Origin of the sequence: Puia sp. (assembly GCF_035546395.1) — a bacterium.
GTDB lineage: Bacteria > Bacteroidota > Bacteroidia > Chitinophagales > Chitinophagaceae > Puia.
In genome coordinates this window covers 399,165-414,840 of the sequence record NZ_DASZXR010000015.1, presented here as the reverse complement: position 1 = coordinate 414,840, position 15,676 = coordinate 399,165, and the positions used below count along the sequence as shown (strand labels likewise).

The following is a 15,676-nucleotide window of genomic DNA, read 5'->3' as shown; positions in this document are numbered from 1 at the left end:
TATTCTTAGCAAGAACTCCTCTTAAGTTACGACATTTTTTTGATCAGCGCGCCCAGCATGCGAAGCGCCTCTTCGACTTCGGCGTCCCAGGGCCGGGCATAGCTGAGGCGGAGGCAGTTGGCAAACTGGCCTTTACCCGAGAAAAGCTGGCCCGGAGCCACGGAAACGTTGTGTTTCAATGCTTCCTGGTACAGCCGGTAGGCATTGAGCTTGCGGTCCAGCTGGATCCAAAGCACGAAACCGCCCTGGGGACGGGACACCTTGGTATCGGCCGGGAAGTATTGCAGGATGCCCTGCAGGTATCGAAGGCATTGCGTATGCAGGGCCTTCCGTAGTTTCTTCAGATGGTATTCGTAGCGCCCGATGCTCAGGAAGTGAGCCGTGGCCTGCTGGGTCAGGGTGGTTCCCGAAACGGTATGCATCATCTTGATCTGTATCAGCCGTTGGGTGAACCGGCCGGGGATCGTCCAACCGATGCGATATCCCGGCGCCAGCGATTTCGACAGGGAGCTGCAATAAAGGACCCAGCCCTCCTTGTCGAAGGATTTGCAGGTGCGTGGCCGGTGACGGCCGAAGTACATTTCTCCATAAATATCGTCCTCGATGAGCGGGATCTCATGCCGGGTGATCAATTCCACGAGGGCTTTCTTTTTTTCATCGGGCATACAGGAACCGAGGGGGTTGCTGAAATTGGTGACGAAGACGCAGGCCTTGATCGGATATTTGAGGATCAGGGTCTCCAGCTGCCGGGGATCGATGCCTGTCAGGGGGTCGGCGGCGATCTCCACCGCTTTCAGGCCAAGACTTTCAATCACCTGGAAGATGCCGAAATAGGTAGGATGCTCAATAGCTACGGTGTCCCCCGGCTGCGTGGTTGCCTTGAGACACATGACAAGCGCCTCCATGCAGCCCGCTGTCACGACAACATCTTTCCCGGAGTATTTCCCGCCCCAGTGAAAAGCCAGCAAGGCCAGCTGGCGGCGCAGATCGGGATTGCCCTGGCCATCCTCATACTGGAGGCCATGGAATTTCGAAGCGCGCAGCGCATGCATCAGCGACTTGTTCAGTTTCGCGGCGGGCAGGAGACTGATCGGCGGAGCGGCCACCGAGAAATTGACGAAGTCTTCCCGGGAGAATCGCTGAAAGACGTTGGCAATCATCTCATGCACGCTGATCTCACTCGGTTCCGGTTCGGGCTCCACGACCCTCGGCAGGCCGGGCAAACGGCGGAGGCTGAACCGAACGTAATAGCCCGATTTCGGCCGGGATTCGATCAGGCCTTTGCCTTCGAGATGATAGTAGGCCTGGAAGGCCGTACCCATGCTGATGCCGTATTCCTCGCTGAGCATCCGGACGGAAGGAAGCTTGTCGCCGATCTTGAGGGTCTCGTCGCCGATCATTTTTTCGAGGCCTTCGGCCACTTGCAGATAGAGGGGGTCTGCGGTGGCGGTTCTTTTTGCCATGGCTTACGTATTTGAATCTGATCTAGTCAAAATTAAAAATTCTGCATCTGTTTTTTCTCTTTTTTCTTTTCGAATTTTACCCCATTGTTTGGCCTTCGGGCCTTTTATCGAATTTTAAGGCCCTTCCGCCAAACGCGCTTATGATGGGCCTTCGGCCAACCGACCCGTGGTCGGTTATAAAAAAGGAATTATGTCAACTACTATTTCGGGACCCGGATCCGCCCCCGGCGGATCGTCCGACAGGACCGACATCAGCGCTTTGCGGGAGATGCGTACATTTTCTCCCAGCGCATCTCCCGCACATTATGTACCCGTGCACCGCGCCTACCGGAGCCGGCTTTCCGAGGTCGACTGGGACAACCTGCAACCGGGCGCGGTATTCACGGATCATATGTTCCTCTGCGATTTTGCCAATGGCGAATGGCGGGATGCGACGATCGTTCCCTTTGGACCGTTCTCGCTACTACCGACCTCGCTGGTGTTCCACTATGGTCAAACCATCTTTGAAGGGATGAAGGCCTTCCGAACGGAGGACGACCGCATTCACATTTTCCGGCCGGAGAAACATTATGACCGGCTGGTGAAAACCGCCGCGCGGATGTGTATGCCTGCGCCACCGGCGGAAGTGTTCTTCGAGGGCCTGCGGCGGCTGGTCGAGCTGGAGCGGGATTGGGTGCCGTCTCTGCCCGGGGGAGCGCTGTACCTGCGGCCCTTTGAGATCGCCACCGACAGCCGGCTCAGCGTTAGGGTTTCGGACAGCTACCGGTTTGCCATCGTCTGTTCCCCTTCCGGCCCCTATTTCCAAAGGCCCGTGCGGGTAAAGGTCGAAAGGCACTACGTCCGTGCGGTGAGCGGCGGAACGGGCTTCGCCAAATGCGGGGGCAACTATGGTGGTGCATTGTACCCAACCGAGATGGCCAAAGCCGAAGGATATGACCAGGTGCTGTGGACGGATGGGCTGACCCATTCTTATATCGAGGAATCGGGGATGATGAATGCTTTCTTTGTCTTCGGGAATACCTTGGTTACCCCGCCATTGCGGGATACGATCCTCGACGGCGTTACGAGAGACAGCCTGCTGACGCTGGCCATGGAAATGGGCATCCCGGTAGAGCAGCGGCCCGTCTCCGTAGACGAGTTGCGGGAGGGTTTGGACAGCGGGATCGTTACGGAGGCCTTTGGAGTGGGAACGGCCGCGGTCATCTCGCCGATCAGCGGGATCGGGATCGACGGTCGCGACTATATGTTACCGATAAGCGGCAGCATCGGGGTGAAGCTAAAAGAAGTTCTGGACGATATTCGATATGGGCGCCGGCCGGATGTACACCAATGGAATTGTTTTGTGTAAGCTACCGTTTTGGTTAGCTTTAGGGAATGGAAAAAGAACGTCTGAAGATCCCTGACTGGAAGACCTGGGGGCCTTATCTCTCCGAGCGTCAATGGGGGACGGTGCGCGAAGACTATAGCCCCAATGGTCAGGCCTGGACCTATACGACGCATGACATGGCCTACAGCAAGGCCTGGCGCTGGGGCGAAGAAGGGATCGGGGGATTTGCCGACAAACGTCAGCGGCTTTGCTTCGCCTTTAGCTTCTGGAACGGCAAGGACCCGATATTGAAAGAGCGGCTCTTTGGGCTGAACATTTTCGAAGGTAACCATGGGGAAGACGTCAAAGAACTGTACTATTATCTCGACTCCTCCCCTACCCACTCCTATATGAAGATGCTGTACAAGTATCCGCATGCGGCCTTTCCCTATGAGCAACTGGTGCGCGAGAACGGGCGGCGAAACCGCGACGAGCCGGAGTATGAACTGATGGATACGGGCGTATTCGATAACGACGAGTATTTTGACATCTTCATCGAATATGCGAAGGCGGATATGGAGGACTTCTTTGTCCGGATAACGGCCTACAATCGCGGAAGGAACGCCGCCCCCCTGCATATCCTTCCTACCGCATGGTTCCGGAATACCTGGAGCTGGGGCGTGGACGATTATAAACCGGCGATGACCTCGTCTAACGAAGGATTTATCCTGATCAAACATCGCGAGCTGGGGGAATGGGGCCTTTATGGGGATGAGACGGATACGGAGGTCTACTGCGACAACGAGACCAATGTACACCGCTTCTATGGGGTGGAAAGGGCCGGCAATTATTATAAAGACGGGATACAGGAATTTATCGTCCATGGCAATAGCCAGGCCGTTAACTATATCCGGGGCACCAAGGCGGCGTTTCACTATGAGCGGCTGGTACCCGGCGGAGGCAGCACGACCATCCGGCTGCGGCTGTCGAAGGTCTGCGGCACCGCGCCCTTTGAGCATTTCGAAGAAGTATTTGCCAGCCGGATCCGGGAGACGGATGAATTCTATGCCGAGGTACAAAAGGACATGCCCGACGAAGATCACCGGCATGTACAGCGGCAGGCTTTCGCGGGGATGCTCTGGAACAAACAGCTGTATGTCTATAATGTCGAAGACTGGCTGAAGGGCGATCCGGGCCAGCCGGCTCCTCCTATAGAGCGGTTGAAGGGCAGGAACTATGCCTGGTCCCACCTGAAGAACAGCAATATCATCTCGATGCCGGACAAATGGGAGTATCCCTGGTATGCGGCCTGGGATCTTGCCTTTCATTGTATCGTCTTTGCGTTGATCGATGTCGACTTCGCAAAGCATCAGCTGCTGTTGCTGACGCATGACTGGTATATGCATCCAAATGGTCAGCTGCCTGCCTATGAATGGTCGTTCAGCGATACGAACCCGCCGGTGCATGCCTGGGCCGCATACCGTGTTTACGAGATCGAGAAACATCAGAATGGCGGCAAAGGGGATATCGCCTTTCTCGAGACAGTGTTCCACAAGCTGCTGCTGAACTTCACCTGGTGGGTGAACCGCAAGGATGAAGAGGGGAACAATATCTTCGAGGGCGGCTTCCTGGGTATGGACAATATCGGCGTCTTTGACCGCAACAACAGCCGGCTGCCCGATGGCGGCAGGCTGGAACAGGCGGACGGCACCAGTTGGATGGCGGCCTATTCGCTGAACCTGATGCGGATCGCGCTGGACCTGTCGATCGAGAATCCGGTTTACCAGGACATGGCCAACAAATTCTTCGAACACTTCCTGCATATCGCCGCCGCGATGGCAAGCATGGGAAATGCCGATACCGGTCTTTGGGACGTGGAGGACGAGTTCTTCTACGATGCGGTTCGGATGCCCGGCGATGCCGTCATCCGGATGAAGATGCGATCGATGGTGGGACTGATCCCACTGTTTGCCGTGGAGGTGATCGATGATGATATCCTGACAAGGCTGCCTGAGTTCGCCAAGCGGCTGCAATGGCTGCTGGATAACCGGCCCGACCTTGCGGCGCTTGTGTCGCGCTGGCATGAAAAGGGTTCGGACCAGAAGCACCTGCTTTCCCTGCTGCGGGGACACCGGGTGAAACGCATTCTTTACCGGATGCTGGACGAGACGGAGTTCCTGAGCGAACATGGCATCCGAAGCCTGTCGAAAGAATATGAGAAACATCCCTACCGGTTCCAGGTGGATGGGCAGGTGGTCACGGTGAAATATACGCCGGCGGAATCCGATGTCGCTTTGTTCGGCGGCAATTCCAACTGGCGGGGGCCGATCTGGATGCCGATGAACTTCCTGCTGATCGAGGCGCTGCAACGATTCCATCATTACTATGGCGAGGATTTCAAGATCGAATACCCGACGAATTCGGGGCAGATGAGGACGTTGGATGAGATCAGCATGGAGCTGTCGATGCGGCTGTCGAGGATCTTTTTACGGGATGCAAAAGGCCGGCGACCGGTGTTTGGGAACAATGAAAAGATGCAGCACGACCCGCATTTCAAGGACTATATCCTCTTCTTCGAGTACTTCGACGGCGACAACGGGAAGGGGCTTGGCGCCTCACATCAGACGGGATGGACGGGATTGGTGAGTAAACTGCTGTTGCCTAGGAAGTAGGTTGCCGGCACGCAAGCAGATTCCCGACGGCCTTTGCCGCGGCGGCGAGATTGGCGGCGGTGTCTTCCAGCGCCTTTGCCGGGTGCACAATCCTGCGGTTGATGGGGAACAACGCATCGAAGTATTCGTCCAGCTTTTCGGTGTTTTGCGGCAGCCGGCCGGCGAGCCCGATCACCGGTATACCTTTCTTTTTTGCGGCGACGGCGACCCCATAAGGCGCCTTGCCCTGCAGCGTTTGTTCGTCAAGGCTTCCTTCGCCGGTGATGACCCAATCGGCGTCTTCCAAAGTTTTGTCAAAAGCGGTGAGCTGTAAGAAATAATCGATGCCATTTACGAGTTCGGCATCCAGAAGACCATAGAGCCCGGCGGCGGCGCCACCGGCCGTGCCGCCTTTCGGCATGTCGGTGATGTCTTTTCCGGTTGTTTGATGGACCAGCCTGGCAAAGATCTCCAGTCGGGCTTCCAGCTCCCGGACGGCTTCAGGCGTAGCGCCCTTCTGGGGACCGAAGACGGGGGCGGCGCCACGGGGACCGAGAAGAGGATTGTTCACGTCGCAGAGGACAGTGATGCGGGTGGCGGAGAGGCGGGGGTCCAGACCGGAAGCATCGATGCGATCATCCGGAAAGCGTACACCCAGGGCCGTTAGAATACCCACGCCGCCGTCAACCGTTGCCGAGCCGCCCATTCCGAGGATGATATGACGGGCGCCGTGGTCGAGCGCCGCGAGCATCAGAACGCCCGTCCCGGAGGAAAGGGCCTGGAGGGGGTTTAGCTCATGTCGCTCCAGCAGGCGGATCCCGGAGGCGCTGGCCATTTCGATGATGGCCGTATCGCCGGCGAGGCCAAAGAACGCGTTGCGCGGCCGGCCGAGGGGATCGGGGGCAGGCGTTGCGATCCGCGTAGCGCCGAGTCGTTTCATCAACAGCTCGCCGGTGCCATCGCCGCCGTCCCCTACGGGAAAGCATTCGGCGGTAAAGTGCAGCCGGCTTTGTTGGAGCCCCTCGAGGATGGCTGTCGCCGCGGCCCCGGCGGTGAGGCTGTTCTTAAAGGCGTTGGGAGCAATAACGATCTTCATAAGCAATGTATGGGAGCTCCGTATAACCAACCGGCAAAGTTCGAAAGGGCTCCGGCCATTAGCCGGCTTCTGGCTTCTTTCGTAGCCCAGGAAATATGCGGGGTGATGATACAATTCTTTGCGGTAAAGAGCGGGTTGCCGGCAGGCGGGGGTTCGGTCGAAAGCACGTCGAGCCCTGCGCCTGCCAGCCGGCCTTGGTTCAGCGCATCGGCCAGGTCCTGCTCGATGATGATGGGACCGCGGGAGGTGTTCAGAAGGAATGCCGTTGTCTTCATCAGCGCCAGGGTCTCCTTGTTGATAAGGCCGCGGGTCTCGGGAAAAAGCGGGCAGTGGATGCTGACGACGTCGGATCGCTTTAATAGTTCGGGAATGGTCGCCCAGCGAAAGCCGGTGCGATGAGATTGATCGGTCTGCGTGCGGCTGTTGCCGATGACGGTCATCCCAAAGGCCGCGGCGATGTCCGCCACTTTGCTGCCGATATGGCCCATGCCGATGATACCCAACGTCTTACCTGACAGCTCGACCAATGGATAGTCCCAAAAGCTGAAGTCGGGGCATCTGGACCATTTGCCGGCCATGACGGCATCGCTATGCCGTTGGACGCGGAGGGTTAGCTCGAGCAGCAGGGCGAAGGTCATTTGGACGACCGACGGAGTTCCATAGCCCGGCACATTCGTGACGACGATGCCCTGTTCTTTTGCCGCGACAATATCGATCATATTGTAGCCCGTGGCCGTGACGCCGATGTATTTTAATTCCGGGAGCCGGGCCAGGGTTTCTTTTGTAAAGGGCGTTTTGTTGGTGAGGACGGCGGTGGCTCCGGCGCACCGTTCGGCGATGGCATCGGTGGTATACGGAGTACGTTCGAACACGGTGAGCTTCCCATACTCGCGCCAGGGATCCCAGGAGAGATCGCCGGGGTTGAGGGTGTAGCCGTCGACAGCAATGATCTTTTGATTCATTAATGATGGATATGCTATTTAATGTCTTTTCTTCGTTTGAGCTCCGCCGGACCTTCGTCCCTCGGTCCGGTCTCGCTCTTTAGCGGATCTGGGGGCCTCCGGCGGCTTTAGGGTATCATCCACTTGATCCAATAGGCCTGGGCAAGGACGAGGCAGCAGATGATGCACAATAATATAAAGCTGTGGCGGACCGTAAACCGGAAGAGATCGGATTCCTTCCCGACCAGGTTACCGGCCGCTGCGGCCACGGCGATGGATTGCGGCGAGATCATCTTGCCGATCACTCCGCCTGAGACATTGGCGCCGACGGTAACGACCGGATCGACGCCGATGGATCTCGCTGTTGTCGCCTGCAATTTACCAAAAAGCGCGTTGGAGGAGGTATCCGATCCGGTGATAAAGACCCCCAGCCAGCCGAGAATGGGAGCGAAGAAGGGGAAGAGCGGGCCGGTATTGGCCAGCGCCCCGGCGATGGTCCCGGTGATACCGGAGTCGTTGACCAGGTAGGCAAAAGCCAGCACTGATGCGATGGTGAGAATGGGTAAGCGGAGTTGGTGAAGAGTCCCGTTGAAGATCCGTACGCCCTGTCTGAGCGTCAGCCCCGATAGCGGCAGGGCGACCAGGGCCGCGACCAGGACGGCGGTGCCGGCCGCCGACCCGTAATTGAGCTTATAGATGTGCGGAAGCAGGTTGCCGCCGGTATCGCGGATGCTATTATGGAGGGCAGGCACTTCAAATTGCCAGGTGCCGTTGGCCGTCAGCCAGGTCTTTACCGGCGAAAGGCCCCAGACGATGATCATGATCGTGAGCGCGATGAAGGGACTCAGGGCCCACAGCAGGCGGCGGGAAGAATGCGATCCGCCGGAGGATATGGCGCCGGTCTCTTCCGGAAAGCGCCAGATGGTGCGGGGCCGCCAGAACCTGAGGAGAACCAGCAGGCTGATGATGGACCCGATACCCGCGAGCACGTCGGGCAATGCCGGGCCGAGGTAGTTGGAAGAAAAGAATTGGATGAGGGCGAAAGAGAGTCCCGATACCAGCGCCGCCGGCGCCACTTCCCGGGCTTGCCTGAATCCCGCCATGAGCGTCACCAGGTAGAAGGGCAGTAGGGCTGAGAGAAACGGAAGCGTGCGGCCGATGATCATCGAAAGCGCGGCTTCGGGAAGACCCGTCACCTGTGCGGCTACCGTGACCGGGATACCGATAGAGCCAAAAGCAACGGGAGCCGTGTTGGCAATGAGGCAGAGGCCGGCGGCATAGAGCGGGTTGAACCCCAGTCCCGTGAGCATCGCCGCAGTGATGGCGACGGGCGCGCCGAAGCCTGCCGTCCCTTCCAGGAAGGAGCCGAAGGAAAAGGCGATCAGCAGCGCCTGGATGCGGCGGTCGGCGGTTATGGAAGCCATGAAATGGCGGATGATCTCGAATTGGCCGCTGTGAAGGGTGCAATTGAACAGGAATACCGCGCTGATGATGATCCAGCAGATGGGAAAGAGCCCATAGAGGGCACCGTTGGCGGTCGAAAGCAGGGCCAGTTTTACCGGCATGCCATAAACGAGGATGGAGATGACCAGGGCGGTTGCGACGGCCATTAAGCTGGCCTGGTAGCCTTTCATTTTGCGGAGGACGAGTGCCCAGAAGATGATGCCTATCGGGATCAGGGCCACGAGCAGGGAGGCGAGCTGACTATGGAAAGGGTTTGTTGGTTGCGTCCAGGGCATCCTTCAATATAGCACTTATTAATTGAATATCTTGATCGAGGGGAGCTCGATGGTGAAGACGGTGCCGTTGGTGGGATCGGAAACGACGTGGATATGCCCTTTGTGCAGGGCGATGATGCGTTCGGCCATGGCGAGGCCCAGGCCAAAGCCACGGGTGGTTGCCGTTTGCGCGCCCCGGTAGAAGGGTTGGAAGATCTGGGTGATCTCTTCGGCCGGGATAACCGCCCCTTTATTGACGACCCTCACAAATACCTTATGGTACGCAAAGCTCAGATCGACAAGGGAGCGCTGATCGGGAGAGTATTTGCAGCCATTCTCCACCACGTTGCGGATGGCGATGTACAGGAGTTCGCTGTTGCCAAAGACCACGAAGTCTTTTTCGTCTTCGGGGAATTCGCCAAAATCCAGCTCGACATTGTATTGGGTGTTGCTTTTTTTGACCTCGCCCACGACCTTCATCAGCACTTCGTCTACCCGCACCTCGTTGAGCTCGATACCTCCCTGGGAGCCGGTCTTTGCGATCTCGAGGAGACTCTTGGTCAGCTGCCGCATTTGCTGGACGTCCTCCCGGACCGAGGAAAGCACTTGTTTGTATTCATCCGCGGAACGATCCTTCTGAAGGATCACTTCTACCTGGCTGGAGACCGAGGTCAGCGGCGTCGAGAGCTCGTGGGAGGCGTTGGAGATGAAGCGGCGCTGGATCGCAAAAGCTTCCTGCAGCCGGCCGAGAAGATCGTTGAAGGTATTCCCCAGCTGGCTCATTTCGTCCTGGCCGGTACCGGCGCGGATCCGCTGGGAAAGGTCGAAGGAGGATATCTGTTTCACCTCCCGGATGATCTGCGTTATGGGATTCAGCAGCTGCCGGGCAAAGAGGAAGCTCACGAGGGCGGTCAGGCAGACGCTGAGAATGAGGCTGATGACAAGGATCTTGTTGAGGGTCTCCACCCGTTCGATGCCGTCTTCGTCATGGCCTGCCACGACGACAACAAAGTCCCGTTTACCGCTATTGCGATGGATGGCCACGGCGTTTCGGTTATCGACCGTAAACGATTTTTCCCCCTTGGCGATCACCTCGTCGAGCAGGGGGCGGTCGATGTTCAACCGGGGCGTGCCGGGCATATCGAACTGGTAAAGTACCCTGCCGTCATCGGTATACATCCCGATGCTGCGGGATACCGAACCCCCGAGAAGGGAGACGGTGTCGATGCGGCTCAGAAGGTGAAGGCCGCTGTCGCCCATAATAGCATACAGGTTGGTATTGTAGGTGGCCCGGGCTTTCAGCCGCTTCTCGAAGACCTGTACCCGCTCCAGCTTTGCGAAATAATACACCGACCCGGTAAGCAGGGAGATGATCGCCGTCACCAGGAGCGTAAAAAGCAGCATTATCTTGTAGCGGATCTTCAAATTAAGGCGTTTCCTTTAGGACATATCCCATTCCCACCTGGGTATAGATCAGCTTGGACGAAAAATCCTTCTCTATCTTCTTCCGGAGGAAGTTCACGTAGACGTCGATCACGTTGGTTTTGGTATCGAAATCAATATCCCAGACGTTGATGGCGATGTCGATACGGGAAACGACCTTATTCTTGTTGCGGATGAAATACTCCAGCAGCTGGAATTCCTTTGCCGTCAACGGGATGTTCCGGCCTTCCCGGGAGACCTCCTTGCTGTCGAGGTTCATGATCAGGTCGCCGACCCGGAGGATATTGGCGCCGACCGTGGGCTGATGGTGGAGGCGTTTCAGGAGCGCGCGGATGCGGACCGTCAGCTCCTGGAAGTCAAAGGGCTTTACGATGTAATCGTCCGCTCCGGCCTCAAAACCCTCGATCTTATCTTCCGTCGTGTTCATGGCAGTAAGCATGATCACGAGGATATCTTCGTTGACGCTGCGGATGTGCCGGGCCAGCTCATACCCGGTCATAAGGGGGAGATTGATGTCGAGAATGGCCAAGTCATAGGCGTTCGTGTCGAAGAGCTTCCGGCCGCTGAGGCCGTCATAGGCTACATCTACCTCATAATGCTGCTCAGTGAGGCCCTTGCGAAGGGACTCCGCGATCTTCTTTTCATCCTCGACCAACAGGATCTTTGTATCTGCCATAATGCGTGCTAATTTATCCATTCCTCCCGTGGGAATCCCCATTCTCCGATTAAAAAGAAATTAAACCGATTTAGCAAAATAAACTTCCGAACTTATTGCAATATGCCGAAAAAAAGTGTAAATTTTGTATACTCTTCCCTATTTCCCATTCTCGTAGAATCCCGATTGCTGTTCACTTTGAATGTATCCGATGAAAGCAATTTAAAATCTAAAAAAGGGGGTTGCTATGAAACTTCGCGAGTCGCCGTACATCAACCGGCGGAAGAAAACGATCGAGTTCTACATTCACCATTTGAATGCCACATCCGCAGCCCACATTGCCCTGGCAGGGTCCTTCAACCATTGGTCACCGGACGAGTTGCAGATGGAGCCTGTAAAGGACGGTAGCTGGAAGGTCTCGATACCCATGTTACCGAAGGGTAAGTACTACTACAAATTCTGCATCGACGACAAGATGTGGATGGAAGACATCGAGAACCGGCTTCGTGAGCCGGATGGCTCGACGGGTTGGAACAGTGTGTTAACTGTCTGAATCTAATGTCCGACAAAATATATTTGTCGGGGTAAGCGGCTCTAACGAGCCGCTTATGCGTTATTATAGATCTTATATACGGGGTCGCGCAGCGCATTTCCCTCCTCACTACAGATGAACTCCAGCAGGCCGGCGATATCCTCCGCCTTTACCCAGGCGGAGAAGTCGGCATCCGGCATGCTTTTGCGATTGGCCGCGGTGTCGATCGTGGAAGGCGCTACGACAGAAGCGACGACATTCTTCCCTTTTGCGGTCGCGTTGAGCAGATCGGCCAGGTGAAAAAGAAGGGATTTTGTGAGCGAATACGCCAACACTCCCTTCCCCTGTTCGGGCTTCAAGGCAGGACGGGCACCCATGAATACGATGCGGCCATATCCTTTCTCCAGCATGTGCGTGAAAAGGGGCCGGGCAAAGAAATACGCCGTCTCGAAGTTGAGAGCGAACATCTTCCGCAGGGCCTCGCCATCCGTGGCGGCGATATCGCCCATGGCGAACCCGCCTACGAGCAACAGGGCGCCGTCGATATTGTCATAGAGCTCGATGATCTCTTCCATGAAGTTCGACACGGCCGCTTCGTCGGTGGCATCGACGGATTTCAGCTCGAAATTATCGTGAGCAGCGGCAAAGCCAAGATGCGTTCCCGACTGATCCACCGCGATCACCTTATATCCTTTATCGAGGAACTTCTTTACCGTAGCGGCGCCGAGTCCCCCGTTGGCGCCGGTGATGAGAATGGTCTTTGGCATACAGGAAGTTTAGAGAACAAAGTTCCGGTTATTTTGCCAAAAGGGCTTCCAGCATTTTATCGGCCACCAGTTGATTGCCGTTGTCGTTCAGATGAACCCTGTCCTGTGTGAGGATACCGAAGTCCTTGTTGCCGGGATTGTTCTTCAATTCATAGTTGTGAAAGATCTCGCGGAGATCAACAAGGCCGCAATGAAATTTCTGGGCGAGGTTGCGGATCACCTGCGAATAGGCATTCATATCTCCGTCCTGTTGGTTGGTAAAGTCATTTTTTTCCCCGATGACGGCGGGAGTGCAGAGGATCACGCGGATATGTCTATCCAGCAGCTTACTGATGATCGCTGTATAGAACTTCTCGAATTTGTCGATATCGGTTCCCGTGCCGAACATGGTTTTATGCCAGACATCATTGACGCCGATATAAATGAAGACGATGTCGGGGGTCTGGGCCAGGACGTCGTCGTCCATACGGAGATAGAGATCGTATACCTTGTTACCGCCGATACCGGCGCCGATGAGATCGTAGTCGTTGCCGATCCCCTTCTGGGTCAGGGCTTCTTTCATTTTTACGATATAACCGCCGGGTTTCGCCCCCTGGGCCGTGATCGAGTCGCCGAAGAAGATGACCTTTTGTGTTCTGGGACGGAAGGAGGTAACCGTGAAGAGCGTCACGATAAGCGCCGCGCGGAAAAGTAGTTGCATTTTTCTTTCTTTATTCAAACCTACGGCATTTTTTCTAAAAGACGTATCACCTCGATGCATGAGCGGCTGTTATGATAGGGACATTTCCAGAACCCGGCCTTATCCTGTCCGGACATCGGGCGATGGTCGGCATCGACCCCCCAATACCATTCCCTCCCCTGCGGATCGCGGATATAGCTTTTTACGAAATCCCAGGTCTTAACGGAGCTATCCCACCAGCGTGGGTCGCCGCTGATGCTCCAGGCCCGGAGGAAGCCGACCATGGCCTCGGCCTGCGGCCACCAATGTTTCTCCCGGACGAGATGGCCGTCCTCCTTTTCGTACCAGAGTCCGCCGTCTTCGTCGACCCCTTCCTGCGTTCTGTCCGCAATGCGTAAACAAAGCGCTGCCGTACGGCCGGTCCATTCTCCGTCCCCGATAACGGTTGCCGCCTCATGGAGCAGCCAGGCGGCTTCGATATCATGGCCATAGGAAACGAGCCCCGACCGGGGTTGCCAGCCGGCGGTAAAGAACAGGCCGAGATGGCCTGTGGCGGGATCCACGATATAGCGATCGAATATCTCCAGCAAATGACGGATCTTCCCGCGAAGCCGCTGGTCGGGCCAAACGAGATACAGCGTAGTGTAGGCCTCCAAAATATGGAGGTGGGTATTCATGGTCTTTTTCTCGTTGGCGTCCTTCTCGCTGAGGCGGAGGTCGTTGAGTGGCTGCCAGTCCCGGTCATACGCTTCGAAATAGCCTCCCTGTTGCAGATCGAAGCTATGCTTTTCGATGACCCAGTAAACATCGATCGCCTTGTCCAGCGCGGCAGGGTCACCGGTAGCGCGATAGTATTCGCTGAGGCCGTAAAGAGCGAAGGCCTGGCCGTACATCTGTTTGCGGGTATTGAGGGGCCGGCCGGAGGCGTCCAGGCTCCAGAAGGCTCCGCCCGACTCCGGGTCGAAGAAACGACCGATAAGGTATTCATAGGCCCGCGTAGCGACGGGGCGATAGAGGGATTGCCCGGTATGCCGGCAGGCGGCACTGAAGGCCCAGAGGATGCGGCTGTTGAGCACGAGTCCTTTTGGCGCTTCGGGATGCGGCCGATCATCGCCATCTATCCGGCCGATAAACCCACCCTGCCTTTCATCCGGGGTGTTTAGCATCCAGTATTGAAGGATGGACCGCAGCTCCCGTTGCATTTCCTCCCGGTACGTGGCGGGTGTCATATCCAGGCTTTGTTCTTGTCGATGATGCGTTGAAGGGCCGTCACGGAGCCGGCCGAGGTCCCTTCGTCCTCGGGCGTGTTGACGACATAGTCGAGCAGCTGTTCGATGGTCGAGGTGGCGACGTGCATACGCGTATCGGAAGAGGCATAGTAGATAAAGACATGACCATCCTCATCGGCGATCCATCCATTGCAGAAGACTACATTGGAGACGTCTCCTACCCGCTCCTCGCCGATGGGTGCGATGAGATAACCGCCGGGCTTATAAAGCACCCGGGTGAGATCGTTCGGATCGGTGAGGAAGAGATAGAGCGTATACCGGAGACCCGCGGCGGTGTTGCGGACGCCGTGTGCGAGATGGAGCCAGCCCAAGCGGGTCTTCAGCGGTTGGGGGCCGAGCCCGTTCTTTGCCTCATTGATGGTATGATAAAGTCGGGGATCGATAATGGTCTCCGTCCCGACAACAGCCTCGGTGATGCTGTCGGAGAGTCCAAAGCCCACCCCGCTGCCGGTGCCGGTGTTGATGAATCCGTCCTGGGGCCGGGTGTAAAAGGCATATTTCCCGTCGACGAATTCCGGGTGAAGGACGACGTTGCGTTGCTGGGGTGATTGAGTTTGAAGATTGGCCAGTCGTTCCCAGTTAATGAGATCGTGCGTCCGGGCGATGCCGCACTGGGCGATGGCCGCCGACTGATCGGCGGATGGGGCGGAAGGGTCCCGTTTCTCGGTACAGAAGAGTCCATAGACATAACCGTCCTCATGACGGGTCAGCCGGATATCGTAGATATTGGTTTCGGGGCTTCCGGTGCCGGGCATATGGACCGGCGAATCCCAGAAGCGGAAATTATCGATGCCGTTGGGGCTGTCGGCGATGGCAAAAAAGGATTTTCGGTCATGGCCTTCTACGCGGGCCATGACAGCATAGCGTTCCTTCCATTTGATCGCGCCGGCGTTAAAGACCCCGTTGATGCCAAACCGCTCCATCAGGTAGGGATTGGTGCGTTCATCGAGGTCATAGCGCCAGAACAGGGGGGCATGGGCCGCCGTCAGGATGGGGTGTTTATATCGCAGGAAAATGCCGTTCCCCGGAAGCACGGGTTCATTGGGCCGCCGGATCAGCGAATCGTACTGGTGATTCAGTGAGGCAAGTCGTTCGTTAAACAAGTGATTCATTATGGTCGATTTATTAAATTGGAG

13 protein-coding genes are annotated in these 15,676 nt (G+C 56.7%); 3 read left to right on the top strand and 10 right to left on the bottom strand.

Going from position 1 to position 15,676, the window contains the following annotated elements:
• Nucleotides 1–26 precede the first annotated feature (26 nt).
• Complete coding sequence (locus VHE34_RS19775; protein WP_325590831.1) at nucleotides 27–1,463, bottom strand: PLP-dependent aminotransferase family protein; 1,437 nt, start codon at nucleotides 1,461–1,463, stop codon at nucleotides 27–29.
• Nucleotides 1,464–1,653: 190 nt separating this feature from the next.
• Here VHE34_RS19775 and VHE34_RS19770 point away from each other — a divergent pair, with 190 nt between their 5' ends.
• Nucleotides 1,654–2,811 (top strand): branched-chain amino acid aminotransferase, encoded by a 1,158-nt coding sequence (locus tag VHE34_RS19770; protein ID WP_325590829.1) that lies wholly within the window; start codon nucleotides 1,654–1,656, stop codon nucleotides 2,809–2,811.
• A 26-nt stretch (nucleotides 2,812–2,837) separates the two neighbouring features.
• Complete coding sequence (locus VHE34_RS19765; RefSeq protein ID WP_325590827.1) at nucleotides 2,838–5,441, top strand: MGH1-like glycoside hydrolase domain-containing protein; 2,604 nt, start codon at nucleotides 2,838–2,840, stop codon at nucleotides 5,439–5,441.
• Here the strand turns inward: VHE34_RS19765 and VHE34_RS19760 are convergent.
• From VHE34_RS19760 to VHE34_RS19740, 5 genes are all read right to left on the bottom strand, one after another.
• Nucleotides 5,431–6,516 carry a glycerate kinase gene (locus VHE34_RS19760; RefSeq protein WP_325590825.1) on the bottom strand — a complete coding sequence of 362 codons (1,086 nt, stop codon included), beginning with the start codon at nucleotides 6,514–6,516 and terminating at the stop codon, nucleotides 5,431–5,433. The genes VHE34_RS19765 and VHE34_RS19760 overlap by 11 nt on opposite strands.
• Nucleotides 6,513–7,478 (bottom strand): D-2-hydroxyacid dehydrogenase, encoded by a 966-nt coding sequence (locus VHE34_RS19755; protein WP_325590823.1) that lies wholly within the window; start codon nucleotides 7,476–7,478, stop codon nucleotides 6,513–6,515. The genes VHE34_RS19760 and VHE34_RS19755 overlap by 4 nt, the downstream gene beginning before the upstream one ends.
• Before the next feature lie 107 nt (nucleotides 7,479–7,585).
• Nucleotides 7,586–9,196, bottom strand: coding sequence for a lactate permease LctP family transporter (locus VHE34_RS19750; RefSeq protein WP_325590821.1), 1,611 nt, complete (start codon nucleotides 9,194–9,196; stop codon nucleotides 7,586–7,588).
• 18 nt (nucleotides 9,197–9,214) lie between these two features.
• A complete protein-coding gene (locus VHE34_RS19745) occupies nucleotides 9,215–10,600 on the bottom strand; it encodes a HAMP domain-containing sensor histidine kinase (protein ID WP_325590819.1) in 1,386 nt (461 codons plus the stop codon).
• Between the two features lies 1 nt (nucleotide 10,601).
• Nucleotides 10,602–11,294 (bottom strand): response regulator transcription factor, encoded by a 693-nt coding sequence (locus VHE34_RS19740; RefSeq protein WP_325590817.1) that lies wholly within the window; start codon nucleotides 11,292–11,294, stop codon nucleotides 10,602–10,604.
• Between the two features lie 226 nt (nucleotides 11,295–11,520).
• On the opposite strand from VHE34_RS19740, the gene VHE34_RS19735 reads away from it, so the two are divergent.
• Nucleotides 11,521–11,826, top strand: coding sequence for a hypothetical protein (locus VHE34_RS19735; protein ID WP_325590814.1), 306 nt, complete (start codon nucleotides 11,521–11,523; stop codon nucleotides 11,824–11,826).
• Between the two features lie 53 nt (nucleotides 11,827–11,879).
• Here the strand turns inward: VHE34_RS19735 and VHE34_RS19730 are convergent, their stop codons facing one another.
• The 4 genes from VHE34_RS19730 to VHE34_RS19715 are packed head-to-tail and all read right to left on the bottom strand — an operon-like array spanning nucleotide 11,880 to nucleotide 15,652.
• Complete coding sequence (locus VHE34_RS19730; protein ID WP_325590812.1) at nucleotides 11,880–12,572, bottom strand: SDR family NAD(P)-dependent oxidoreductase; 693 nt, start codon at nucleotides 12,570–12,572, stop codon at nucleotides 11,880–11,882.
• A 28-nt stretch (nucleotides 12,573–12,600) separates the two neighbouring features.
• Nucleotides 12,601–13,272, bottom strand: a complete 672-nt coding sequence (locus VHE34_RS19725; protein ID WP_325590810.1) for an SGNH/GDSL hydrolase family protein — start codon at nucleotides 13,270–13,272, stop codon at nucleotides 12,601–12,603.
• 20 nt (nucleotides 13,273–13,292) lie between these two features.
• Entirely contained in the window at nucleotides 13,293–14,480 is a 1,188-nt protein-coding gene (locus VHE34_RS19720; protein ID WP_325590808.1) for an AGE family epimerase/isomerase, read from the bottom strand.
• A complete protein-coding gene (locus tag VHE34_RS19715; RefSeq protein ID WP_325590804.1) occupies nucleotides 14,477–15,652 on the bottom strand; it encodes a glycosidase in 1,176 nt (391 codons plus the stop codon). Before VHE34_RS19715 ends, VHE34_RS19720 begins: the two co-directional genes overlap by 4 nt.
• Nucleotides 15,653–15,676: the final 24 nt, after the last annotated feature.

Coding starts and splice junctions, on each gene's coding strand:
- VHE34_RS19775 (WP_325590831.1), bottom strand. CDS start 1,463: ATGGCAAAAAGAACCGCCACCGCAGACCCCCTCTATCTGCAAGTGGCC.
- VHE34_RS19770 (WP_325590829.1), top strand. CDS start 1,654: ATGTCAACTACTATTTCGGGACCCGGATCCGCCCCCGGCGGATCGTCC.
- VHE34_RS19765 (WP_325590827.1), top strand. CDS start 2,838: ATGGAAAAAGAACGTCTGAAGATCCCTGACTGGAAGACCTGGGGGCCT.
- VHE34_RS19760 (WP_325590825.1), bottom strand. CDS start 6,516: ATGAAGATCGTTATTGCTCCCAACGCCTTTAAGAACAGCCTCACCGCC.
- VHE34_RS19755 (WP_325590823.1), bottom strand. CDS start 7,478: ATGAATCAAAAGATCATTGCTGTCGACGGCTACACCCTCAACCCCGGC.
- VHE34_RS19750 (WP_325590821.1), bottom strand. CDS start 9,196: ATGCCCTGGACGCAACCAACAAACCCTTTCCATAGTCAGCTCGCCTCC.
- VHE34_RS19740 (WP_325590817.1), bottom strand. CDS start 11,294: ATGGCAGATACAAAGATCCTGTTGGTCGAGGATGAAAAGAAGATCGCG.
- VHE34_RS19735 (WP_325590814.1), top strand. CDS start 11,521: ATGAAACTTCGCGAGTCGCCGTACATCAACCGGCGGAAGAAAACGATC.
- VHE34_RS19730 (WP_325590812.1), bottom strand. CDS start 12,572: ATGCCAAAGACCATTCTCATCACCGGCGCCAACGGGGGACTCGGCGCC.
- VHE34_RS19725 (WP_325590810.1), bottom strand. CDS start 13,272: ATGCAACTACTTTTCCGCGCGGCGCTTATCGTGACGCTCTTCACGGTT.
- VHE34_RS19720 (WP_325590808.1), bottom strand. CDS start 14,480: ATGACACCCGCCACGTACCGGGAGGAAATGCAACGGGAGCTGCGGTCC.
- VHE34_RS19715 (WP_325590804.1), bottom strand. CDS start 15,652: ATGAATCACTTGTTTAACGAACGACTTGCCTCACTGAATCACCAGTAC.